This window comes from Rhizobium sp. 01N48 (assembly GCF_056399145.1).
Genome location: NZ_JBFTQT010000004.1, coordinates 66326 through 90378 on the forward strand (window position 1 = coordinate 66326; position 24053 = coordinate 90378).

Here is a 24053-nt window from a genome sequence, read left to right on the forward strand (position 1 = left end):
AGCGGTCTGTCTTATTCAAGACGCGGAAGCGCAAAATGAACGGGCGCCGATGGGCGCCCGTCTCGATCATTCCGCCGCGATGGCCCGCGTGGGCTCCTCGTGTTGCTCTTCTGTCTTCTTGCGCCCAAGGCTGAGCAGCCAGTCGCTGAGCCGCCCCATTTCGACGAAGATGACGGGGGTGATGAACAGCGTCAGCGCCTGGCTGACGATGAGGCCGCCGACGACGGCGATGCCGAGCGGCTGGCGAAGCTCCGAGCTTGCGCCTGAGCCGAGCGCGATGGGGAGCGCGCCGAGCAGCGCGCAGAAGGTCGTCATCATGATCGGCCGGAAACGCCGTACGCAGGCTTCGTGAATGGCCTCGGATGAGGTCATTCCGGTGCCTGAGCGCAGGTTCTCCAGCGCCACGTCGATCATCATGATCGCGTTCTTCTTGACGATACCGATCAGCATCAACAGGCCGATCAGCGCGATGATCGACAGGTCGAAGTTCATCACCCTCAGTGCCAGAAGTGCGCCGAGTGCTGCCGCCGGCAGGCCGGAGAGGATCGTCAGCGGATGGATGAAGCTCTCGTAGAGGACACCGAGAACGACATAGATCGTCAGCACCGCCGCCAGGATGAGCAGCGGCGTGTTGCCCTGCGATTGCTCGAAGATCTGCGCCGTGCCGCCATAGGACGTGAAGACGTCCGAGGGCATGTCGATATCCTTCTTGATCTGGTCGATCGCAGCCGTTGCGTCGCCCAGCGCTTCGCCGGCGGGCAGGTTGAACGACACCGTGGTCGAGACCAGCTGGCCCGTCTGGTTGATCGTCACCGGACCGGTGGTGCGCTCCACCGTCGCGAAGTTCGACAGCGGAACGAGCGCGCCGCTCGAAGACGCCACGCGGATGTCCTGCAGCTTCTGGTCATCCCAGGGCGCGTTGGTGTCGTACTCGACGAGCACGTCGTAGCTGTCGCCGGTCGACTGGATCTGCGCCGCCGCGTAGCCGCCGAAGGATTCCTGCAGCGTCGTGCGCAGTTGATCGTCGGTAATGCCGAAGGCGGCGGCCTTTTCCGTATCGACCTTGATCTCCGCCTGCAGCGCGTTGTTCTGTGCGTCCGATGTCACGTCGGTAAAGCGCGGATCGCCGTGCATGGCCTGCTGGATCTTGTTGGCCCAGAGGTTCGTCTGGTCGGCGCTGAGTGCCTGAACCACCAGCTGATACTGGCTGGCCGTCTGGCGTCCACCGAAGCGAAGGCTCTGTTGCGGCGTGATGAACGCCTGCAGGCCGGGGATCTTGCTGATGCTGGCGCGCAGTTCGCGCAGCGTCTGGTCGAGTGGCGGCCGGTCCTTCTTGTCCTTCAGTTCGACGAACATCGTGCCGTTGTTGAGCGGGCTGCGGGCATTGCCGCCGACGATCGACATGACGTGGTTGACGGCAGGGTTCTGCTTGACGAGCGCCGCAGCCTGGTTCTGCAGATCCTTCATCGCCGGGTAGGATATATCCTGGCGGGCGCGGGTCGAGATGTTGAGGCGGCCGATATCTTCCGTCGGGAAGAAGCTCGTCGGCAGCGTCATGAACAGGTAGATGGTTAGGCSTACCGAGGCGAGGAACAGCCCGAGAATGGCCGGGCGGTGCGCCAGGCACCAGGCGACGGAGCGGTCGTAGCCGCGCAGCGTCCGCTCGAAGCCGGCATCGAACCAGCGGATGAAGAAGGGCGGCTGGCTATGGCCGCTGCCGAGCCGCGAGGCGAGCATTGGCGTGACCGTCAGCGACACGATCGCTGACGCGACGATGGCGATCGCCACGACCATGCCGAACTCGTTGAAGATGCGCCCGACCACGCCGCCCATCAGAAGGATCGGAATGAAGACCGCGATCAGCGAGACGGACATGGAGATGATCGTATAGCTGACTTCGCCCGATCCCTTGATGGCGGCCTCGAGAACCGGCATGCCATCCTCGACGTGCCGCAGGATGTTTTCGAGCATGACGATGGCGTCGTCGACCACGAGGCCGACGGCGAGCGTCAGTCCGAGCAGCGAGATGTTGTCGACGCTGTAGCCCAGCACATACATCATGCCGAAGGTGGTGATCAGCGACAGCGGCACGGCAAGGCCCGGTATGATCGTCGCTGTCAGGTGGCCGGTGAAGAGATAGATGACGAGAACGACGAGGCCGATCGTCAGGAACAGCGTGAACTTCACGTCCGAGATCGCGTCGCGGATCGGCTTGGCCGAATCGTTCATCACCTGCGTTGTCACCGACCCCGGTATCTCGGCATGCAGCGCCGGCAGCTTGGCATTGATCGCATCGACCACGGCGACCGTGTTGGCATCCGGCTGACGCTGGATCGCCAGGATGATGCTCTGCTTGCCGTCGTACCAGCTGCCGGTGTTTTGGTTCTCGACGCTATCCTCAACGTCGGCGACATCGCCGAGGTGGATCGGCGCGCCGCCGGGGTTGGCGATGACAAGCGTGCGGAACTGCTCGGCATTGGTCCGCTGCGTGTCGGCGGTGATCGTCATGCTCTGGCTGTCGTTCTGCAGCGTGCCGACGGGCACCTGGCTATTGGCAGCCTGGATCGCCTTGTTGACCGTATCGATCCCGAGGCCGCGGTTGAGCAGCTTGTTCGGATCGACCTCGACGCGCACGGCGTAGGTCTGTGCGCCAAACACCGAGACCTCGGCCACGCCGGGCAGGGTGGAGAGCGAGGGCGAGATGATGTTTTCCGCGACATCGTCGAGCTTGCTGCGCGGCATCGTATCGCTCTGCACCGCAAGCAGCATGACGGGCGCGTCGGCCGGGTTGGTCTTACGGTAGCTCGGCGGCGTCGTCATGTTGTCGGGCAGCTGCCGTGTGGCATGCGAGATCGCCGCCTGAACGTCGGCGGCGGCCGCATCGATGCTGCGGTTGAGATCGAACTGCAGCACGATGCTGGTATTGCCGAGCGAGTTGGTGGCGCTGATCTCGCTGATCCCCGGGATCGTCTCGAACTGCTTGATCAGCGGGGTCGCGACCGATGTCGCCATGGTCTTCGGCGAGGCGCCGGTCAGCGCCGCCGAGACGTTGATCGTCGGGAAATCGACCTGCGGCAGGGCTGCCACCGGCACGAGCTGGTAGCCGGCGATGCCGGCAAGCACGGCGCCGATGGCGAGAAGCGTGGTGGCGACGGGGCGCCGGATACAGAAATTTGGTATCATTCTTCCGTGCCCGCCACGATGGTTTCCGTTGACTTCGGCTGATCCGCCGAGGCGACGTTGATCGCCTTGCTATCGAATTCTTCCTTCACCGCCTGCTTGTCGACGAGCTGCGCCTGTCCCTCGATAACCACATGGTCGCCTTCCGAAAGACCGGCCGAGATCGCCGTATAGCCGCCATTGGCGCGGGCGACGGTGACGGGCGCCAACCGTACCTTTCCGTCGTTGACGACGAACGAATAGAAGCCATCGGCGCCGGGGCTCACCGCCACCGTCGGCACGACGACCTGCTGTTCGTTGTTGTTGAAATGCACGACGATGTTGACCGATTGGCCCGGCCAAAGCGCGCCCGATGCATTCTCGAATTTTGCCTTGGCGAGGATGGTGCCGGACGCGGTGTCGACGGTGTTGTCGTAGAAGCTGATATGGCCAGTGCGCGGCTTGCCCTTGCCCGATGGCGGCACGGTGGTGACGTCGACAGGGCCGGCGGCGAGCGCCAGCTTCAGCTGCCTGAGATCACGCTCCTGCAGGTGGAACTTCACATAGATCGGGTCGTATTTCGCAATCGTCACGATCGTCGCGCCTGCCGTCACGAAGGCGCCGGGGCTGACGGCGATGTCGCCAAGACGGCCGTCGAAGGGCGCCCGGATGTCGGTATGCTCGAGCAGCACCTGATCGGAGGCGAGCATCGCCTTGTCCGCCTGCACGGTGGCGACGGCGGTGTCGCGCGCGGCCTTGGCCTGGTCGTAGGTCTGCTGCGTACCGGCTTTCGATGTGAGGAGGTCCGAGGCGCGCGTGAGCGCCGTTTCGGCCTCGGCGACCGTCGCGGTATCGCGCACGATCATCGCATTGTCCTTGTCGACTGCGGCCTGGGCCGTGCGGTTGTCGAGCTTGGCGATGAGGTCGCCCTGTTTGACGGTTGAGCCATCGCTGGCGATGATCTCGGTGACCAGCCCCTGTTCCTGCGCGGCGATCGTCGTGTTGTCGTCGGCGTCAGCCCAGCCGGATGCGGTCACATCGCGCGGCAGCACCGTCTTCACCGCGGCCACAGTCTTCACCAGCGTAGGCCCGCCGCCGCCTTTGCGCCCCTTGCCCTTCTGGTCGCCGCCCTGCTGTGCTCCATCGCCCGCCGCCTGCTTGCCGCCGGAGGCATCGGCCTGCGCGGTCGGCTTCGGTCCGAATTGCGAGAGATAGGGAATGCGATCCTTATAGTGCCACACGCCGAAGCCGGCTGCGACAACAAGGCAGGTGGTGATCCAGAGTTTCTTCATGTTGATACCGGTCGGGGGCTATTGAGTATGACTTATTCAACCACTTTTATTGCGGCACGAAAAAGACACAATCCCGGCAGGGGCATCACTAAGTGGTTAGAATGGCTTAAATTTTCGTAATGTTCGAATGAGCTTCGGCCGCGCGAATGTGACGCAACCGTGGTCGGGCGCCACCGGCTGGCGCCCGATTGTCGTTTGCGATCAGAGGGATCGCGCCGCGCCGCCATCGCAGCGCACCAGGCTGCCGGTAATATAGCTCGCCTGCTGACTGCAGAGGAAGGCGGCGGTTGCCGCGAACTCCTCCACCGTCCCATATCGCCCGACCGGGATGGCCGCTTCCTTGACGACACGAACGTCTTCGATGCTTTTGCCCGTGCGCTTGGCGGCCGCGCCGTCAAGATCGTCGAGGCGGCTCGTCAGGATGCTGCCTGGGAGCAGCAGGTTGGTGGTGATGCCGAAGCGGCCAACTTCGGTCGCCAGTGTCTTGCTCCAGCCGGCGAGCGCTGGGCGCAGCGTGTTGGAAAGCGCGAGATTGCCGATCGGCTCGATTACGCCCGAGGAAGCGACCGTCAGGATGCGACCCCATCCCTGTTCCTTCATGCCGGGGAGCAGCGCGTTGGTGAGCGTGATGACCCGGAGCACCATCGAGAAGAAATAGGTCTCCAGCCGCTCGGCCGTCATGTCCTCGGTGGTGCCGGGCGTCGGGCCGCCGGTATTGTTGACCAGGATGTCCACACCGCCGAGCTTGCTCTTGACTGCCGTCGTCACCGTCTCGATGAAGTTTTCTTCCGAAAGATCGGCCCAGATCCAGTCGGCCTTGCCCTTGCCCTCGGCATTGATCGCCTTGCAGTTCGCCTCGAGCGTTTCGCCGCTGCGTCCGCACAAAAGCACGTTGGCGCCCTCGCGCGCCAGAGCGACCGCGATGCCGTGGCCAAGTCCGCGCGACGATGCCAGCACGAGCGCGCGCTTGCCCTTGATGCCCAGATCCATTTTTGAAGTCTCCTGTTGTTCGGTGCATTTATAGGGCGCGCGACGATCAAAAGGAAAGGCCGGCCGTGGCCGTACCAGCTTCATTTATTGACGTTGACGTAAGCGTCATGTAGTTCTTCTGTGAAGAGGAATATCATTGCGCGAAATGGGGTATTGGCTGTCGTTTCCCGGCTCGACAATCCAGCCATGTTTTGCCAAGAGATACCTCACACACGGGGAATATGGCCGCAAAACCGGCCGAGCGGAGAATGACGGATGACCGAAGCGACTGAACTGCCCGAACGCGAGAGCATGGAATTCGACGTCGTGATTGTCGGCGGCGGTCCTGCCGGCCTTTCGGCTGCGATCAGGCTGAAGCAGGTCAATCCCGAACTCTCCGTCGTCGTGCTGGAGAAGGGCGCTGAAGTCGGCGCCCATATCCTGTCTGGCGCTGTCGTCGATCCTGTTGGTATCGACCGCCTGCTGCCGGATTGGCGCGACGAGGCAGATCATCCGTTCAAGACCGAGGTCAAGGACGACCACTTCCTGCTGCTCGGCCCGGCCGGCTCGATCCGCCTGCCGAACTTCGCCATGCCGCCGCTGATGAGCAATCACGGCAACTACATCGTTTCCCTCGGAAACGTCTGTCGCTGGCTGGCGGGCCACGCGGAAGCATTGGGTGTCGAGATCTATCCGGGCTTTGCCGCCACCGAAGTGCTCTACAACGACCAGGGCGCTGTCATCGGTGTCGCGACCGGCGACATGGGCGTCGAGAAGAACGGCGAACCCGGCCCGAACTTCACGCGCGGCATGGAATTGCTGGGCAAATATACGCTGATCGGCGAAGGCGTGCGCGGCTCGCTCGCGAAACAGCTGATCGCCAAGTTCGACCTTCAGAAGGATCGCGAGCCGCAAAAGTTCGGCATCGGCATCAAGGAGCTCTGGCAGGTCAAGCCGGAGAACCACAAGCAGGGTCTCGTGCAGCACTCCTTCGGCTGGCCGCTCGGCATGAAGACTGGTGGCGGTTCGTTCCTCTATCATCTGGAAGACAACCTCGTGGCCGTCGGCTTCGTGGTGCACCTGAACTACAAGAACCCCTATCTCTATCCCTTCGAGGAATTCCAGCGCTTCAAGACGCATCCGGCGATCCGCACCACCTTTGAGGGCGGCAAGCGTCTGTCCTATGGTGCCCGCGCCATCACCGAAGGCGGCTACCAGTCGGTGCCGAAGCTCACCTTTCCGGGCGGCGCCTTGATCGGCTGCTCCGCCGGCTTCGTCAACGTCCCCCGCATCAAGGGCAGCCACAACGCCGTGCTTTCGGGCATGCTGGCGGCGGACAGGATCGCTGACGCGATCGCCGCAGGCCGCGCCAATGACGAGGTCATCGAGATCGAGAACGAATGGCGCGCAAGCGACATCGGCAAGGACCTGAAGAAGGTCCGCAACGTCAAACCCCTGTGGTCGAAGTTCGGCACGGCCATCGGCGTCGCACTCGGCGGCCTCGACATGTGGACCAACCAGCTCCTCGGCTTCTCCTTCTTCGGCACGCTCGGCCACGGCAAGACCGACGCCGCATCCCTGGAACCGGCTGCCAAGCACAAGCCGATCGACTACCCCAAGCCCGACGGCGTGCTCACCTTCGACCGTCTCTCCTCGGTGTTCCTGTCGAACACCAATCACGAGGAGAACGAGCCTGTGCATCTGAAGGTCAAGGACATGGCGCTGCAGAAATCGTCGGAGCACGACATCTTCGCCGGTCCCTCGACGCGCTACTGTCCTGCAGGCGTCTATGAGTGGGTCGAGAAGGACGGGCAGGAGACTTACGTCATCAACGCCCAGAACTGCGTCCACTGCAAGACCTGCGACATCAAGGACCCCAACCAGAACATCAACTGGGTTCCGCCGCAGGGCGGTGAGGGGCCGGTCTATCCGAATATGTAAGGGATGAGCCATGAGCGCTACGCTTGAGATCAGGCAGGCGCGCTTGGCAGAATTGCCGCGCCTGACCGAGATCGAACTCGACGCCTTCGCGACATTGGCGGAGGCGTTGGGCATCTCCGACGCAGCGCAAGCCTTGCCGCATGATATCTTGCGAAAGGCACTCGAAGCCGGCCTGCTGATCGTGGCCGCCGACGCCAATGATCGCCCGGTCGGTTTCCTCGCGGCGGAAGAAATCCACGACACCCTCTATGTGACCGAGCTCGATGTCAGCAGAGACTGGCAACGAAAGGGCGTCGGCCGGCGCCTGATGTCCCACGCTGTCGAAATGGCAAGGAAAACCCGGCTTTCCGCGCTGACATTGACGACGGATCGCCATGTCCCGTTCAACGCACCTTTCTACCAATCCATCGGCTTTCAAACGGTAGACGGCGAGGACATGCCGCCATTTCTGCGAGCCAAGATCGATGACGAGGTCAGCAACGGCATGGATCCGGAACGGCGCGTGGCCATGGTGCAGCCGCTTGGGCGGGCGAACTAGGCTCCTAAGCTGAAATCGCACGCTTAATTCGGTTACGATCCGGGCAAGCGCCGACGGGGGGGCGCCTTCAAGTTCGGCGCACTGCCGCCAAGCACGATCAATCGGCGCGCCGCCTCTTGCTGTATCAGTCGCGTGAGAGCTTCCTTCAGCAAGGCGGAGCGATCGATGATCCCCGTCACTTCTTGCGCACGCCTCATCAGATCGTCGTCCAGCGTCACTGTCGTTCGCATAGGATTCCCCGCATCGCTCTGCATGAGATGATGCAGCTTGGTGTGGCAGATGTCGAGAAGCGCCTCACAACCTCTTAACGAATGCGTTACCGGCGACACCCGCTTAGTAGTTCATTAACCATAATCTCATTAACGTCGGTCTCATCAACCGAACGTTAAGGAACTGCTTCGATGTCGCTTTCCCGCCGTGGTTTCGTTCTGGGCGTCTCCGCGCTTCTCGCCGGCTGCGCTTCAAGCGGTCCTGATCATCGCGCCAACTACGCGGCCATTCCGGCTGAGAAGTTTCCGCTGCCGGCCATGCCGATCGACAAGATCGATCCGGAGCTTTGTCGCCAGCAGGTCAGCTATGCCTCGAGCTATAGCCCTGGCACAATCGTCGTCGATACGCCCGCCCGCCGCCTCTACTACATTCTCGGCGATAACCAAGCGATGCGCTATGGCGTCGGCGTTGGGCGGGAAGGGCTGGCGTTTGCGGGTGGCGCCTATGTCGGGCGCAAGGCCGAATGGCCGAGCTGGACGCCGACCGAAAACATGCAGCGACGTGAAGAGCGCTATCGCAAGCTCGCCGGCGGCATGCCGGGTGGACCGAACAATCCGCTCGGTGCCCGCGCCATCTATCTCTATCGCGGCGGTAACGATACGCATTTCCGCATCCACGGCACCAACCAGCCGCAGTCGATCGGTCTTGCCATGTCGAGCGGCTGCATTCGCATGCTCAACCACGACGTCATCGATCTCTACGAGCGCGTGGCGCCCGGCGCGCAGGTCGTCGTCATCCAGGCAACGGCCTGAGCAGAAACGAGAAACGGGGCCGATCGGCCCCGTTTTCCTGTTTAAAGCAATGTGCCGCTGAGGATCAGCAGCGCCACCGAGAAGTAGATCACCAGCCCGGTCACGTCGACCAGCGTGGCGACGAAGGGCGCGGATGCGCTAGCCGGATCGAGCCGCAGCTTCTGCAGCACGAAGGGCAGCATCGAACCTGCGACCGAGCCGAATGTCACGATCCCGATCAGCGCCGCGAAGATCGTGAAGCCAACGAGAATCCAGTGCTCGCCATAGTCATAGAGCCCGATATTCTGCCACAGGACGATGCGGGCAAAACCGACGGCGCCGAGGATCGAGCCGAGCACGATGCCGGTCGGCAATTCGCGCAGCAGCACCCGCCACCAGTCCGACAGCTTCAGTTCGCCGAGCGCCAGCGCCCGGATGATGAGCGAGGTCGCCTGCGAACCGGAATTGCCGCCGGAACTCATGATCAGCGGCACGAATAGCGTCAGCACGATCGCCTTTTCCAACTCGCCCTCGAAATGCTGCATGGCGCTTGCCGTCAGCATCTCGCCGAGGAAGAGGGCGCAGAGCCAGCCGGCGCGCTTCTTCAGCATGCCGGCGAAGCTGATCGACATGTAGGGCTTTCCAAGCGCCTCCATGCCGCCGAACTTCTGCGCGTCTTCCGTCTGGTCGGCGATCATCGTGTCGATCACGTCGTCGACTGTGACAATCCCCAGCATATGTCCGTTCTCGCCGATAACAGGCAGCGCCAGCAGATTGTGCTTGCGGATCAGCCGCGCGACGTCTTCCTGCGTCATCAGCGGATCGGCCCGGACGATGCCGCCCTGTTGCGCAACGCTCAGCACCGAGGCCTGCGGCTCTCCGTTGATGAGGCGGCGCAACGTGACGACGCTCGTGAGCGCCTGTGTCTCGACGTCGAGAACATAGATTGCATAGACGGTCTCGCGCGAACGCTCGACCTTGCGGACATGCTCCAGTGTCTTCTCGACCGTCCAGGTCGCCGGCACGCTGACGAATTCCGTCGTCATGATGCTGCCGGCCGTGCGTGGCGGGTAGCCCATGAGGTGCTGCACGGCGAGACAGGTCGCGCGGTCGAGCTTGGAAAACAGGTGAGCCCGAGCGGTCTCGTCCATTTCCTGGAACAGGTCGGCGACGCGGTCGTTAGCGGTTGCGTTCAATAGCCGCGCGGCTTGCTCGACCGGCATTTCGGTCAGCATAGCTGCCGCATGGTGCAGCTCCGGGCGTCCCAGTATGCGGACAGCCTTCTGCTGCGGCAGCGTGGCGAGGATCGCCGCTGCTTCGGGAATTTCGAGCGCGTTCAGACGCTCGACGCGTTCAGCCGTGGTGATGGCACCGAGGCTGTCGCTGGCAAAGAAACGGGCGGCATGGCCTGCCCGCAGAGGGAAGCGATTGATGTTCATATAGCTCGCCTTTCCGTCGATCCGCCGCAGCGTCCGACGGGCGAGCCCGATGGATATCGGTCAGCGCACGAAGGCCGCGTACGGCAAAGGCAATCGACTACTACTGTCGCTTGGCATCGTGAGATGGCTCCGTTGATATCCGCGCGAAACGGGCGTTCCGTGCGTGATGCTGTAGGTGGTCCCAAACGCTGAAAAAGTCAAGCGGGGTAGGTGGTTGCGGCGAAAAAGCCGCGCAGGCCGCGCGGCTTTCTTCGTGAGCGTGATGAATGAGTTGCTTCTTTATGCCGAAATGCTCATCCATCGGGTCGAGCCGGCTGCTATCAGAAGCCGGCGAGCACCAGCTTTCCCTTGGTCTTCCCGCTCTCGATCATCGCATGCGCCGCCTTCAGGTTTGCCGCATTGATCACGCCGAGCGTTTCGTTCAGCGTCGTGCGGATGGTGCCGGCATCGACCAGGTCCGCGATCTTGTTCAGGAGCTTGTGCTGCTCGATCATGTCGGCGGTGTTAAAGAGCGGGCGCGTGAACATCAGCTCCCAGTGGATAGAGATCGCCTTGCGCTTGAAGGGCATGACGTCGAGCGTCTTCGGGTCGTCGATGACAGCAAAGCGGCCCTGCGGCGCAATAGCCTCGACGATATCCTGCAGGTGGTCGCTGGTGTTCGTGGTCGAGAAGACGAAGCCCGGCGCACCGATGCCAAGCGCGGCCATCTGCGCAGCGATTGGCTTCGAATGGTCGATCACATGGTGGGCGCCGAGCTCCTTCACCCAGGCCTGCGTTTCCGGCCGCGAGGCGGTCGCGATCACGGTGAGATCGGTCAAGGCACGGGCGATCTGGATGGCGATCGAGCCGACGCCACCGGCGCCGCCGATGATGAGGATGGCGTTGGCGGCACCCGGCACGGCGTCCTGCACCTTCAGGCGATCGAACAGCGCTTCATAGGCAGTAATCGAAGTCAGCGGCAGGGCGGCGGCGGCTGCGAAGTCGAGGCTTGATGGCTTGCGGCCGACGATGCGCTCATCGACCAGATGGAACTCTGCGTTGGAACCGGGGCGATTGATCGCACCCGCGTAGGCGACCTCGTCGCCGACCTTGAACAGAGTAACCTCGGGGCCGATCGCCTTGACGATGCCGGCCGCGTCCCAGCCGAGCACCTTGAACTCGCCGTCGGCGGGCGCCACGCCGATGCGGATCTTGGTATCGACGGGATTGACCGAGACGGCCTTGATCTCGACCAGGAGATCATGGCCGGTAGCCTCAGGCATCGGCAGGTCGACATCGATCAGCGACGTCTCGGCGGATATGGGTTGCGGGGCGGTATAGGCGACGGCGCGCATGAAAAACTCCTGTGTTTGTTGCACGGGTGCTAGATGCGTCTTACGTTGAGATCGCGCAAGAATGCACAAATTCTGTACGTAGTACCCAAAAGGATACCGTCAAATGTCGTTGCCGAGAGACAAGCTGACCGAGAACTTCCCCGGATGCCCCGTCGAGGCGACGTTGAGTTTTCTGGATGGCAAGTGGAAGGGCGTGATCCTCTTTCACCTGATGGAGGGCACGCTGCGCTTCAACGAACTGCGCCGCAAGCTGCCATCGGTAACGCAGCGGATGCTGACAAAGCAGCTTCGGGAATTGGAAGAATGCGGCCTGGTGTCGCGCACGGTGTTTGCCGTCGTGCCGCCGCGCGTGGATTATGCGCTGACGCCGCTCGGCAAGACATTGAAGCCTGTCATCGCGGCCTTGGCCGCATGGGGCGAGGAAAACATATCCTGCCGCCCCAGTGGCCGCCACCTCAGGGATGTGGCGGCCTGTGAAGGGTCAGCCGCGGCTGCGTCGGTCGAGGCGTAGCGAAGCCGCGAAGACGACGATGCCGAGCGCCGAAAGGATCGCGCCGACATAGCCCGTCGAAGCCGAGCCGTAGCCCCAGGCGATGACGAGGCCGCCGAGCCATGCGCCGAGCGCGTTGGCGATGTTGAATGCGGAGTGGTTGGAGGCGGCCGCCAGCGTCTGCGCGTCGGCGGCGACATCCATCAGGCGGGTCTGCAGCGCCGGACCGGCGGCAAAGCCGCAACCGATCAGGAAGACGCAAAGGCCGAGCATGAACGGGCTGGAGGCGGTGAGCGAGAATAGCGTCAGCACGACAATGTTGAAGACCAGCGAGCCGCCGATCGTACCCATGATCGACTTGTCGGCGAGCCAGGAGCCGACGACATTGCCTGCATTCATGCCGACACCGAACAGCACCATCATCACGGCCACCATGCCGGGCTGCAGCATGGCGACGCCGGTGGTCGTGTCGGCGATATAGCTGAACATCGCGAACATGCCGCCGTAGCCGACAGCCGCAATGGCGAGTGTCAGCAGCACCTGCGGGCGCTTGAAGGCGCCGAGTTCGCGCATGAAGCTCGCACCCTCGGAGACTTCATCGCGCGGTACGTAATACCAGATGAGCGCCATGGTCACGAGGCCGATCACGCCGACGGCGGTGAACGCGACGCGCCAGTCGAGCGACTGACCGAAGAAGGTGGCAACAGGGGTGCCGAGCAGCGTCGCGATCGTCAGGCCCAGCATGACGCGGCCAACCGCGCGGGCGCGCTTGTGCACCGGCACCATCGATGCGGCTACGATTGCAGCCACGCCGAAATAGGCGCCATGCGGCAGGCCGGTGATGAAGCGCAGGATGGTGAAGCTCTCGAACGACGGAGCCATGGCGCTCGTGATATTGCCGACGGCGAAGATCCCCATCAGCAGCAGAAGAAGCGAGCGGCGCGCCATCTTGGCGGCCAGCACGGCAATCACGGGAGCGCCGATGACAACGCCCAGCGCATAGGCGCTGATGACATAACCTGCCTGCGGGATGGTCACGGAAAACGTGCCGGCGACATTGGGGAGCAGGCCCATGATCGCGAACTCGCCGGTGCCGATCCCGAAGCCGCCACAGGCCAGCGCCAGCTGCACAAGCGCGACCGCCATGGGCGAGGGGGCCTCGGAGACGGGGATATCGGCGATGGAATCGTTTACGGCGACCTGGCTCAAGCGCGAGCTCCTTCGGCATGCAATGGCTTGGAACAGTCGCGCAATGAAGGGGCACTGCCGGACGGACAAGCGGAAAATGAGGGAGATGGAGCGCCTGCTCCAACGATGCATTAATTTACGATTTGTTGAAAGGCGTCATGTGCGTTTTATGCAGCGCAGCATCCCACCAGGTGCATACGTGAGCGATCTACCGGTGCGGATCGCGCATTCTACCGTCATTTAGAGCGCCATCTGCTTGAAATCGCACGCGAACGAACCATTTCTAGGCGGCGCGTCAGCCGATCAGCAACGGGAACTCGATGAAGCTTATAGGTTTTTTCAACCGCGATGGCGGCACTTTTCGCACGACCGACATGGAGGCGTACGAGAAGCATGCGGAACGGGTGTTCCGCGAAGCCGGCCATGATTTCGAGGCGATGGTCTTTCCGGGCAAGGAGATCGTCCCGGCCATGGAGCGCGCGGCGCGCCGTGACGATATCGACGGCATCGTCGCCGGCGGTGGCGACGGCACCATCTCGGCCGCATCCTCCATCGCCTGGAAGAACGGAGTGGCGCTCGGCGTGATCCCCGCCGGGACGATGAACCTGTTTGCGCGATCGCTGCGCATTCCGCTCGATATCTGGCAGGCGCTCGATGTTCTGGCCTCGGGCGAGGTCGATCATGTCGATATCGCCAGCGCCAACGATCGCCCTTTTATCCACCAATTCTCCGCCGGCCTGCATGCGCGCATGGTGCGTTATCGCAACTCCTACAGCTATCGGTCCCGGCTCGGAAAAATGCGCGCCAGCACCCGCGCGGCCTTCGGCGTCGTGCTCAATCCGCCGGAATTCGAGGTCGAGTTCGAGGCTATAGGCATCAAGGAACGCCGCAAGGTGTCAGCCGTGTCGGTATCGAACAATCCCTTCGGCGAGAACGCGCTGCTTTATGCGGATACGCTGACATCGGGCGAACTCGGCTTCTACACCGCCAAGCCCTTGAAGCCATGGGGAGTGGCGCGGCTTGCCATCGATCTCCTGCGCGGAAAGGTGCGGGAGAACGCCGACGTGATGATCATGCACCCGGCGGAAGTGCATCTGCACTTCCCGAAGGTGCATTCCAAGGCCAATTGCGTCATGGACGGCGAGCTCTTGCCACTCGCCCGCGATGTCGCGTTGAAGCTGCATCCCGGCGAACTCAAGGTTCTCGTCAGGCAGGGCCTCGCCGCCCAGGTCGATGAGGCCGAACGGCGCGAACCGACGTCTTAAAGACGCGGCAGATAGGTGCGGTAATCGAAGTCGGAAACGGTGCGGAGGTGGGTGATCGCCTCCTTCCGCTTCGTGTCACCGTAAAGCTTCTGGTAGGCCTCGCCGAAGACATCCGCGATGAAGGGTGACGCCCGAAACGTTTCGACCGCCGTCAGAAAGTCATGCGTCAGCTTCGTCGTATTGTCAGGCATATGCGACGGCGTCGTCTCCTCGCCGGGGTCGAGCTCGTTGTCGAGCCCGAGCAGCATGCCGCCTAAAATGGCCGCGAGCAGCAGATAGGGGTTGGCATCGGCACCGGCAACGCGGTGCTCGATACGGGCCGCCGGTCCGTTCTTGTCGGGAATGCGGATGGCGGTGCCGCGATGCCCGTAGCCCCAGGTGAGATCGACAGGTGCGAAGGAGCCTGGCTGGAAGCGGCGATAGGAATTGGCGAAGGGCGCGAACACCAGTTGCGCATCGCGCATGCTCTGCAGCATCCCGGCGCAGACCGATTCCAGCTTCGTCGCCTCGCCACCCTTCGCGTCGAGGATGTTGCGTCCATCCCGGTCGATGATGCTCGCATGCACATGCAGGCCGGAGCCGGCGTGGTCCGAATAGGGCTTGGCCATGCAGGTGGATTTCAGCCCGTGCTTTCGCGCCGCCTGCTCCACAATGCGCTTCAGGTATATGCAGTCGTCGGCGGCGGCCAGTGCGTCGGCGCGGTGCAAAAGGTTGATCTCGAACTGGCCGGGGCCGAATTCCGCCGTCGTAGCATCCGCCGGCAACCCCTGCGCCCTGGCGTAGGCGCGTACCGTCTGGAGATAGTTGTCGAGCGCATCGACGGCATTCATGTCGTAGAGCTGGAAGCCGTTCGGATTGCCCTGATAGGTCAGGCTTGCCGGCGGCATCGGCCGGCCGGTCTCGCGCCAGTCGGGCGCCACCAAGTAGAACTCGAGTTCCGTGGCGACAACAGGCGTCAGCCCGCGCCCGGCGTAGCGGTTGAGCACCGATTGCAGGATGGCGCGCGGGTCCATGAAGCTTGGTGTGCCGTCGAACTCATGCATGGTGGCGAGCACCTGGACTGAGCCCTCGGGCGCCCATGGCATCGGCGTCAGGCTGCGCTTGTCGGGAATGCATTGTCCGTCGGGATCGCCAACGGAAAGCGATAGCCCGGTGATGTCGTCATTGTCGTCGCCCCAGATATCCAGCGACTGCGTGGAGGAGGGAAGGCGGACTTCGCCGGCCCATACCTTCTTCTGCGCTTCGAGCGGGATCTGCTTGCCGCGCAGGTCGCCATTCATGCCGACCAGCAGGATTTCGATGCGCGGATCGCCACCCGCAGCTTTGCCGTGCATGTTGTCGCTCGCCATGATCTTGAAAATCCCCTCGGACAAGGCCAAGGTCGTAACTCATTGGGAAGAGGCTTTCAATATCCGAGGGTGTTTAGCAAATCATGTCTGATACTTACGCGCGCTCCAATCTCGCCGCCATCGATGCCGCTCATCATCTGCATCCGTTCTCCGATATGAAGAAGTTGAATGCGGACGGCACCCGCATCATTCAGCGCGGCGAAGGCGTGCACGTCTGGGATAATCACGGCCGCAAATATCTCGATGGTTTTGCCGGTCTCTGGTGCGTCAATGTCGGCTATGGCCGCAAGGAGATCACCGAGGCGGTGGCGCGGCAGATGAACGAACTGCCCTATTACAACACCTTCTTCGGTACCACGACGACGCCGACGACCCTGCTTGCCGAGAAGGTCACGGCCCATGCCGGCCCGCGCTTCAATCACGTCTTTTTCACCGGCTCCGGTTCCGAGGCCAACGACACATGGTTCCGCATGGCCCGCGTCTACTGGAGCGCCATCGGCCAGCCGTCGAAGAATATCGTGATCTCGCGCAAGAACGGCTATCACGGCTCGACCGTCGCCGGCGCCAGCCTCGGCGGCATGAAATACATGCACGAGCAGGGCCACCTGCCGATCGAGGGCATCGTCCATATCGGTCAGCCCTATTGGTATGGCGAGGGCGGCGATCTCTCTCCGGCCGAATTCGGCCTCAAGGTCGCGCGCGAGCTCGAAGCGAAGATCGATGAGCTTGGCGAGGATAACGTCGCCGCTTTCGTGGCCGAGCCTGTGCAGGGCGCGGGCGGCGTGATCATCCCGCCGGAAACCTACTGGCCGGAGATCGCCCGCATCTGCAAGGCGCGCAATATTCTGCTGGTTGCCGACGAGGTGATCTGCGGCTTCGGTCGTCTCGGCGAATGGTTCGGTCACCAGTATTTCGGTGTCGAGCCGGATCTGGCGCCGATCGCCAAGGGCCTGTCCTCAGGTTATCTCCCGATCGGCGGCGTGCTGGTCAGCGACCGCGTCGCTGACGTCCTGATCAACGAGGTCGGCGATTTCAACCACGGCTTCACTTACTCCGGCCACCCCGTCTGCGCCGCCGCCGCTTTGGAGAACCTCAGGATCATCGAGGACGAAAAGCTGGTGGATCGTGTCCGCGACGATATCGGCCCTTACTTCGCCAAGGTCTGGGGCGCGCTCGGCGATCACGATCTCGTCGGTCAGGTCCAGAGCATCGGCCTGATGGCAGCGCTGCAGCTCACAGCCGACAAGAAAACCCGCACCCGCTACGAGAAGCCCGATGCCGTCGGCACGCTCGTCCGCAATCACGCGCTCGCCCACGGCCTCATCCTGCGCGCCACCGGCGACCGAATGCTCGCATCGCCGCCGCTCATCATCAGCCACGAGGAGGTCGACGAGATGGGACGCATCGCCAAGCTTGCGCTGGACGCGGCCTGGAAAGAGCTGAAGGCCTGAGGCCCGCTTACTTCGGATAGATCCAGACGTAGCTGAACCCGACCTGATCCTCCGGCCGTCCCCGGTGATAGGGGACGGAGGTGCTCTTCACGTCGACGGCGCTGTATTGTTCGCCGAGGTTCTGCGTGATCCATTCGGCCAGCAGGGGCGGCAGTGCCTCTCCGCTGTCCTTGGTGATCCACACCATCAGGATCGGCCGGTCGGCTGTCCACTCGTAGGCGATCTTCATATTGTCGAAGAACCGCGACATCAGCGGCACATTCGACCACTGCAGATGCAGGTTTCCGGCCGGCAGCCAGCTGTCGGTCACGATGAGACCCGGCGTCTTGCTCTCCTCAGCAGCAATGTGTTTGGCAAAGCCGCTATAGGGCACGTTGTAGGCCTCGTACCGACCAAACAGGGTAGGCAGGTTCGGCCTGGCGAGCAACGCGGCGGGGATGACGATCATCAGAACCAGCGGCACGACGATGAAACGGCGGAAGTGACTATCCGCGCGATGACCGGCGGCCTGCATCTTCAGGCAGAAGAAGATCGGCATGAGGAACAGGAACGGCAGCAGCCAGCGGTCGCGCAGCGAGGTCATGCCGATCGTGACGACAAGCACCATCACCAGAAGCGCGATCGTGACGAACAGCGCTCCGAAGAACCGCGTCCATTCGGAGGATGCGCGAAAGCTATTCCAGAAGGAGCGGCCGAAGACGATCGCGTAGACGATTACCGTCGGCGCCATGATGACCAACACGAGCCGCAGGAACTTGAATGGCCCCTGCACCAGCTTCGCGAACGCGGTGTCTGGCGCTTCCTGCTTCATGATCCCAAGCGTGCGCCCGGAGGCGATGTCGAGATTGTGCAGCAGCCAGAGCCCGTGCGGTAGAAAGATCAGCACGGCAAGCACGATCGACAGCAGGAAACGCCGATCCATGATCCGCGCGCGTCCTTGCGGGTGCAGCCATACGGCTGGCATCGCGGCCACGACGACGAGCGTGAAATTGTATTTCGACAGCATCCCCAATCCAAGCGCCAGCCCCATGAAGGCGTAGGAGCCGAGCGACGGCGCCTTCAGCGTCTTGATCACGCCACAGAGAAAGAGGTTGATCGTCAGAAGCTGAATGACCGTGTGCGTAAGGTCGCGCTGCGCTTCCCAGAAGAGCTGAGGGATGGTCAGCAGCGAAAGCGTCGCGATGACAGCGTAAAGCTTGTCCTCGAGCACCTCACGGGCAAGCTTGTAGTAGGTCAGGTAGACGAGAAAGAGCACCAGGTTCTTGGTCGCGGAGACAGTCGCCAGCGACAGACCGAAGAACCAGACGACGATCGACTGCAGCCAGTTGTAAAGCGGCGGCTGCGAATCATAGCCGAGCGTCAGCCACTGCGAGACGAACGCCTGTTGCGACTCGTCAAATCTCAGGCCGTGCGGCTGCAGGAGACGAACAATGAACTGGATGCAGAAATACCCGGCGATCAGCCAGACGACGGCATCCGGCTTGCGCGCCAGAAGATTACGCATTCTCATTCCCGTCGAAGATACGCTGGACAATATAGTTGGGCGAGACGTCGTCGCGGTAGTAGGTGCGCGCGATCATCTCGGCCAGAATACCCGTGGTGATCATCTGCACCGACGACAGAAGAAGCACGACGCCGACCATCAACATCGGTCGGGCTCCGATATCATTGCCCATGATGAACTTGTCGAAGAACAGATAGATCAGGATCAGCGCCGACAAGGCGCCGAGCCCGAGACCCAGCGAGCCGAAGAAATGGCCCGGGCGCGCCTTGTAGCGCATGAAGAACATCACCGAGAGCAGATCGAGGATAACCCGGAACGTGCGCGAGATGCCGTATTTCGATTGGCCATGCGCGCGGGCATGGTGCGTGACGACCATTTCGCCGATACGCGAGCTCGGCACGACGCCGGCGACCCAGGCCGGAATGAAGCGGTGCATCTCGCCCATCAGCTTCACCTGCTTGATGACCGAGGTGCGGTAGATCTTCAGGCTGCAGCCATAGTCATGAAGCTTGACGCCGGTGATGCGGCCGATGAGGTAATTCGCGCACCAGGAAGGGATCTTGCGCAGCAAAAGCCCGTCCTGGCGGTTCTTGCGCCAGCCGACGAGAAGGTCGAGTTCGCGGCGCTCAAGCTCGGCGACCATGTGCGGGATGTCGTTCGGATCGTTCTGCAGGTCTCCGTCCATGGTGGCGATCAGGCGGCCGGTGGCCGCGTCGATGCCGGCCTGCATGGCGGCGGTCTGGCCGAAATTGCGCTGCAGCGCCACGATGCGAAGCTGCAGGCCGTCGCGGCCGATATGCTTGCGGGCATTGACGAGCGTGGCGTCCGTGCTGCCATCGTCGACCAGGATGAGCTCCCAGCGGTTGGGGTAACGCGTCATCGCCGAGCAGATGCGATCGACCAGCGGGCCAACGCTTTCTTCTTCGTTGAAGACGGGGACGACCAGCGATAGTTCGACGGGAGCAGCGGCGTCGATCGCGCCTGAAAGTGTTTCTGCCGTTGTCTGCAACACGTATTTCTCCTAAAACGCCGCCCAGTGGTGCCGCTCTTCTGTCGGCCGAAGGCAGGAAGCTAGTACATGAAGTCTCCGGTGGTTGCCAGCCGACAATCCTGGTTCGCACGCAATCGAATGCTGCTGTTCACAGTCATAATTGTCATAGTCTACGCCGGTTTCATCGAGTGGTTCTGGGGCTGGTCGACCATTCTGCTGCAATGGGCCGAGGTAGGCGCGCTGACGATCACCGCGGCCCTCGCTCTTCTTACCAGTACCTATTTCCTGCGCACCTGGCGCACCTATGATTATTTCCCGCTGGAAACGCGTGGCCGGTTCGCGGCGCTTTTCCGCGTCACGCAAGTCCATAATCTCTTGAACATCATGCTGCCGTTTCGAACCGGCGAAACCAGCTTCCCATTGCTGATGCGCACCGAATTCGGCATTCCCTTAGCGCGTGGAACGGCGGCGCTGCTCGTCATGCGGCTTCTCGATCTTCATGCGTTGTTCGCAGCAGCAGGGATCGGCTTCGCAATCGCCTCGTCGCACAAACTGGTGGCGTGGCTTCTATGGGCCGCCTTCCTGCTATTGCCGGTCGCGGCATTCGCGGCGCGCAAACCGCTCGTCCGACTTGCCGCGAAACTCCTGCCGAGGAAATTGCAGCACTTCGTCGCCGAGATCGAAAACGGTCTGCCCGCAAATGCTTCGGCCTTCGCGCGCGCTTGGGCGATGACCGTCATCAACTGGCTGGTCAAGGTGCTGGTGCTTGCCTGGGCGTTGCGGCTGATGGGCGTGGTGCCGGCGGCTGCGAGCTTCGGCGGCGCGCTTGGCGGTGAGCTGTCGTCGGTGCTGCCGATGCATGCCCCAGGTGGTGTCGGCACCTATCCGGCGGGCATCACGGCAGGCGCCGTCGCCTTCGGCGCATCAAGCAATGCCGCCGATATCGCGGCACTCGCGCGCGCAAGCATCAATGCCCATCTGCTGATCATCGTTTCCGCACTCACGGGAACGGCAATCTCCTTGCCGTTCGGTCGTCGTCGTACCTCTTGAAGCAAGCGAGGCGGCCTATTGGAATGCCGTCTCGAAGAAGCTTCTGAGTTTGCGCGAATGCAGCGTCTCTGGCGGCATGGCAGCAAGCTTCTGCACGGCTCGGATGCCGATTTGCAGATGCTGGTTGACCTGTGTGCGATAGAAGGCCGTGGCCATGCCCGGAAGCTTGAGTTCGCCATGTAGGGGCTTGTCGGAGACGCAAAGCAGCGTGCCGTAAGGCACTCTGAAGCGGAAACCGTTGGCGGCGATGGTCGCCGATTCCATGTCGAGTGCGATGGCGCGGGCTTGGCTCAGCCGCTTCACCGGTCCGCGCTGGTCGCGCAGTTCCCAGTTGCGGTTGTCGATCGTGCCCACAGTGCCGGTGCGCATGATGCGCTTGAGTTCGAAGCCCTCGTAGCCGGTGATCTCGGCCACGGCCGCCTCCAACGCCACCTGCACTTCGGCGAGCGCCGGGATAGGCACCCAGACCGGCAGGTCGTCGTCGAGAACGTGGTCTTCGCGCATATAGGCATGCGCCAGGACATAGTCGCCCAATCGCTGGCTGTTGCGCAGGCCGGCGCAATGGCCGAGCATCAGCCAGGCATGCGGGCGCAGCACCGCCACGTGATCGGTGATCGTCTTGGCGTTGGACGGGCCGACGCCGATATTGATCATGGTGATCCCGGCATGGCCCTTCTTCTTCAGGTGATAAGCCGGCATCTGCGGCAGGCGCGATAGTGTCGCGTCCGTTTCCGGCCTGCTCGATCCGGCGTGGGTGACGATATTGCCGGGCTCGACGAAGCATGTGTAACCATCGCCGCCCTCGGCCATCAGCTTGCGCGCCCAGGCGCAGAACTCGTCGATGTAGAACTGGTAGTTCGTGAACAGCACGAAGTTCTGGAAGTGCTGCGCGCCGGTCGCCGTATAGTGCGAGAGGCGGGCCAACGAATAGTCGATACGCTGCGCCGTGAAGGCCGCAAGCGGCGAGGGCTCGCCCGGCGGCGGGATATATTCGCCGTTGGCAATCTCGTCGTCGGTGGTGTTGAGGTCGGGCGTGTCGAAGAGATCGCGCATCGGCACGTCGACGAAGGCCGATGCGGACGCCTCGACATGGGCCCCTTCGCCAAAGGCGAAATGCAGCGGGATCGGCGTGCTCGATTCGGACACGACGACGGGCACATTGTGATTGCGCATCAGGTGCCCGAGCTGTTCCTTCAAATAGTGCCGGAAGAGCGATGGCCGGGTGATCGTCGTCGTGTAGATGCCCGGCGCTGTGACGTGACCGTAGGAAAGGCGCGTGTCGATATGGCCGAAGCTGGTCGTCTCAATGCTCACCTGCGGATAAAACGCCCGGTAGCGCGAGGTTATCGGCGCGCCCTGCGCCAGTTCCTTGAAGTGCTCGATCAGGAAGCTCGTGTTGCGCTCGTAAAGCTCTGTCAGCGCTTCGACGGCCTTGATGGGATCGTCGAAACTTTGCGGCTTGAAGGGGCTCGGAGACGAGACGTCGAGGGGGGCAGAAGGAGAGATTCGGTTGCTCATGAGGCATTATAGTATGTCGTTCTTAACAAGCAAACGACGCGTGCATGACCAGCATGACAAGACCTGAATGATCAGGATGACCGGCAGCCGGGGTCGGCGGTTGCCGGTCGCGGTGGCGTCAGTTGACGCTGGTGCAGATCGGGTTGGTTTTGTCGACGCAGGTATAGTTCGCGCCGAAATGCGACTGCGCGCCGCCGCCGGCATTGCGGTTGACCGCCGCCGAGAACGAGACGGCGAAGATCGCTGCGAACAGCGTGATGATGGTGAAGCGTCTTGCCATGATAAGCACTTCCGTATCCTTGCCCATGTGCCATGTTCCGAATGTCATGTGTGCGCCGGGTGCTGCTTGCGACGCAGTGCACTTTAGAATGACACCGTTTTGCCATGGTCAGGCTGAACCGATGCTGAGATCGGAATTCATCCGCCGTTCATGAAACAAGCATGGGCGGAAAGGATGGAGGAGATGCGCCCGATCGGCCGGGCGCACCGGATATTGTCTTACAGACGTGTCCAGGTCTGCGACTTGCAGAGCACTGCCAGCACGCAGCCCTTCATCTTCAGCGAGTTGCCGGAAACGGTGCCCGAGCCGCTATACGTCTTGTCGTTGCTGGGGTCGGTGATCTCGCCATTATAGGTGCCGTCCTTGCCTGACAGCGTTCCGATCTTGCGCCCGGCATATTTGCCCGTCTTCAGCGTGATGCAGTAGCTGCTGCCGCAGGACGCGATCACGGCGGTGTCGCCGGCCACCGTCTTCCAATTGCCTGCGATCGGCTCCTCGGCATGCGCAAGCGTCGCGGAAAGCGCCAAAGCGCTCGCCAGAATGAGACTGCGGATCATCTTATTCCTCCCTGATGTCCTGAGGCTGCGGACGATAGCTTACGCGAACGTAAAGGTAAATATTCGTGGTTCCGGCATGCCTGAAAGTGCCTGTTCGCGAAGACGAATTGTCGTGTGTTTTCATTTGGGCGCTGATTTCGTGGTGAACGAAGGGTTGATTTTCAAATCTGAATTTTTCCTTAAACAAATGCCGGAACCCTTAATGAGCAGGCGATCCGATGTTTAACAAAAACCCAATTTTACCAAGCGTTTGCACTTTGTTTGTCTCAAATTAATCATGCATTTTAGGCGTTTTTTGAAGGGCTTGCTGCATATTGAACCCATCAAACGAGCGGGGCAAACCCGCCGAACCGAAGAGACCAAACGCCGCGTTAGACGGCAAGGCTCCGAGGTAAAACAGGGTAAGTCGATAACAGGCTAAACAGGGATAAAACCGATGGCACGCTTTGAAATGCACAATGCTGAAACTGCCACCATGGGTGGCGAAAACAACGCCGATGTCTTCTGCGAAATGGGTCTGATGTACGCGACAGGTCGCGGATGCTCCGTTGACCTCGTTGCGGCCCACAAATGGCTGAACATCGCCGCCATCAAGGGCCACGATCGCGCCGCCGAACTGCGCGCCGATCTCGCGGCCACGATGGACAAGATGCAGCTTGTCGAGGCGCTGCGCGCGGCTCGCGAATGGATGACGGTTCACTAAGATACCGTCACCGAAAACAATTCAATAAAAACAA

Annotated in this window: 21 protein-coding genes; 8 read left to right on the plus strand and 13 right to left on the minus strand. The window is 62.1% G+C overall.

Going from position 1 to position 24053, the window contains the following annotated elements; translation table 11 throughout:
• Positions 1-66: 66 nt before the first annotated feature.
• The 3 genes from AC1DOG_RS09520 to AC1DOG_RS09530 all read right to left on the minus strand — a co-directional run bounded on the left by AC1DOG_RS09520 (position 67) and on the right by AC1DOG_RS09530 (position 5441).
• Positions 67-3183: an efflux RND transporter permease subunit gene (locus tag AC1DOG_RS09520; RefSeq protein ID WP_477927576.1), complete on the minus strand. Its 3117-nt coding sequence runs from the start codon at positions 3181-3183 to the stop codon at positions 67-69.
• Positions 3180-4451, minus strand: a complete 1272-nt coding sequence (locus tag AC1DOG_RS09525; RefSeq protein ID WP_477927578.1) for an efflux RND transporter periplasmic adaptor subunit — start codon at positions 4449-4451, stop codon at positions 3180-3182. The genes AC1DOG_RS09520 and AC1DOG_RS09525 overlap by 4 nt, the downstream gene beginning before the upstream one ends.
• A gap of 201 nt (positions 4452-4652) precedes the next feature.
• On the minus strand, positions 4653-5441 hold the full coding sequence (locus tag AC1DOG_RS09530; RefSeq protein WP_477927580.1) for an SDR family oxidoreductase: 789 nt from the start codon (positions 5439-5441) through the stop codon (positions 4653-4655).
• Between the two features lie 255 nt (positions 5442-5696).
• On the opposite strand from AC1DOG_RS09530, the gene AC1DOG_RS09535 reads away from it, so the two are divergent.
• Both AC1DOG_RS09535 and AC1DOG_RS09540 read left to right on the plus strand, forming a co-directional pair.
• Positions 5697-7361, plus strand: coding sequence for an electron transfer flavoprotein-ubiquinone oxidoreductase (locus AC1DOG_RS09535; protein WP_477927582.1), 1665 nt, complete (start codon positions 5697-5699; stop codon positions 7359-7361).
• A 10-nt stretch (positions 7362-7371) separates the two neighbouring features.
• Positions 7372-7899, plus strand: a complete 528-nt coding sequence (locus AC1DOG_RS09540; protein WP_477927584.1) for a GNAT family N-acetyltransferase — start codon at positions 7372-7374, stop codon at positions 7897-7899.
• Positions 7900-7931: 32 nt separating this feature from the next.
• Here AC1DOG_RS09540 and AC1DOG_RS09545 read toward each other — a convergent pair whose 3' ends face one another.
• On the minus strand, positions 7932-8153 hold the full coding sequence (locus AC1DOG_RS09545) for a type II toxin-antitoxin system VapB family antitoxin (RefSeq protein ID WP_477927586.1): 222 nt from the start codon (positions 8151-8153) through the stop codon (positions 7932-7934).
• 147 nt (positions 8154-8300) lie between these two features.
• Between AC1DOG_RS09545 and AC1DOG_RS09550 the strand changes: the two genes are divergently transcribed.
• Positions 8301-8921: a L,D-transpeptidase gene (locus AC1DOG_RS09550; RefSeq protein ID WP_477927587.1), complete on the plus strand. Its 621-nt coding sequence runs from the start codon at positions 8301-8303 to the stop codon at positions 8919-8921.
• Positions 8922-8962: 41 nt separating this feature from the next.
• Here AC1DOG_RS09550 and mgtE read toward each other — a convergent pair whose 3' ends face one another.
• Positions 8963-10339, minus strand: coding sequence for a magnesium transporter (gene mgtE, locus AC1DOG_RS09555; protein ID WP_477927589.1), 1377 nt, complete (start codon positions 10337-10339; stop codon positions 8963-8965).
• Positions 10340-10659: 320 nt separating this feature from the next.
• A complete protein-coding gene (locus AC1DOG_RS09560; protein WP_477927591.1) occupies positions 10660-11673 on the minus strand; it encodes a zinc-binding alcohol dehydrogenase family protein in 1014 nt (337 codons plus the stop codon).
• A gap of 103 nt (positions 11674-11776) precedes the next feature.
• On the opposite strand from AC1DOG_RS09560, the gene AC1DOG_RS09565 reads away from it, so the two are divergent.
• The gene (locus tag AC1DOG_RS09565) at positions 11777-12184 is read left to right on the plus strand and encodes a winged helix-turn-helix transcriptional regulator (protein ID WP_477927593.1); all 408 of its coding nucleotides are present in this window, start codon (positions 11777-11779) and stop codon (positions 12182-12184) included.
• Here AC1DOG_RS09565 and AC1DOG_RS09570 read toward each other — a convergent pair.
• Positions 12155-13372, minus strand: a complete 1218-nt coding sequence (locus AC1DOG_RS09570; RefSeq protein WP_477927595.1) for an MFS transporter — start codon at positions 13370-13372, stop codon at positions 12155-12157. The genes AC1DOG_RS09565 and AC1DOG_RS09570 overlap by 30 nt on opposite strands.
• A gap of 299 nt (positions 13373-13671) precedes the next feature.
• On the opposite strand from AC1DOG_RS09570, the gene AC1DOG_RS09575 reads away from it, so the two are divergent.
• Positions 13672-14616, plus strand: a complete 945-nt coding sequence (locus tag AC1DOG_RS09575; RefSeq protein WP_113011652.1) for a diacylglycerol/lipid kinase family protein — start codon at positions 13672-13674, stop codon at positions 14614-14616.
• On the opposite strand, the gene AC1DOG_RS09580 is transcribed toward AC1DOG_RS09575, so the two are convergent.
• Positions 14613-15965, minus strand: a complete 1353-nt coding sequence (locus tag AC1DOG_RS09580; RefSeq protein WP_477928137.1) for a glutamine synthetase family protein — start codon at positions 15963-15965, stop codon at positions 14613-14615. The genes AC1DOG_RS09575 and AC1DOG_RS09580 overlap by 4 nt on opposite strands.
• An 83-nt stretch (positions 15966-16048) precedes the next feature.
• Between AC1DOG_RS09580 and AC1DOG_RS09585 the strand changes: the two genes are divergently transcribed.
• Positions 16049-17416, plus strand: coding sequence for an aspartate aminotransferase family protein (locus AC1DOG_RS09585; protein WP_477927597.1), 1368 nt, complete (start codon positions 16049-16051; stop codon positions 17414-17416).
• A 7-nt stretch (positions 17417-17423) separates the two neighbouring features.
• On the opposite strand, the gene AC1DOG_RS09590 is transcribed toward AC1DOG_RS09585, so the two are convergent.
• Positions 17424-18920 carry a glycosyltransferase family 39 protein gene (locus AC1DOG_RS09590; protein ID WP_477927599.1) on the minus strand — a complete coding sequence of 499 codons (1497 nt, stop codon included), beginning with the start codon at positions 18918-18920 and terminating at the stop codon, positions 17424-17426.
• On the minus strand, positions 18913-19929 hold the full coding sequence (locus AC1DOG_RS09595) for a glycosyltransferase family 2 protein (protein WP_477928139.1): 1017 nt from the start codon (positions 19927-19929) through the stop codon (positions 18913-18915). Before AC1DOG_RS09595 ends, AC1DOG_RS09590 begins: the two co-directional genes overlap by 8 nt.
• 69 nt (positions 19930-19998) lie before the next feature.
• Here AC1DOG_RS09595 and AC1DOG_RS09600 point away from each other — a divergent pair, with 69 nt between their 5' ends.
• Positions 19999-20961 (plus strand): lysylphosphatidylglycerol synthase transmembrane domain-containing protein, encoded by a 963-nt coding sequence (locus AC1DOG_RS09600; protein ID WP_477927601.1) that lies wholly within the window; start codon positions 19999-20001, stop codon positions 20959-20961.
• A 15-nt stretch (positions 20962-20976) separates the two neighbouring features.
• On the opposite strand, the gene amn is transcribed toward AC1DOG_RS09600, so the two are convergent.
• The 3 genes from amn to AC1DOG_RS09615 form a co-directional block, all read right to left on the minus strand.
• Complete coding sequence (gene amn, locus AC1DOG_RS09605; RefSeq protein ID WP_477927603.1) at positions 20977-22479, minus strand: AMP nucleosidase; 1503 nt, start codon at positions 22477-22479, stop codon at positions 20977-20979.
• 118 nt (positions 22480-22597) lie between these two features.
• Complete coding sequence (locus tag AC1DOG_RS09610) at positions 22598-22786, minus strand: hypothetical protein (protein ID WP_477927605.1); 189 nt, start codon at positions 22784-22786, stop codon at positions 22598-22600.
• A gap of 191 nt (positions 22787-22977) precedes the next feature.
• Positions 22978-23316: a DUF2147 domain-containing protein gene (locus tag AC1DOG_RS09615; RefSeq protein WP_477927607.1), complete on the minus strand. Its 339-nt coding sequence runs from the start codon at positions 23314-23316 to the stop codon at positions 22978-22980.
• A 436-nt stretch (positions 23317-23752) separates the two neighbouring features.
• On the opposite strand from AC1DOG_RS09615, the gene AC1DOG_RS09620 reads away from it, so the two are divergent.
• Complete coding sequence (locus AC1DOG_RS09620; protein WP_018898836.1) at positions 23753-24019, plus strand: SEL1-like repeat protein; 267 nt, start codon at positions 23753-23755, stop codon at positions 24017-24019.
• The last annotated feature ends 34 nt before the right edge of the window (positions 24020-24053 follow it).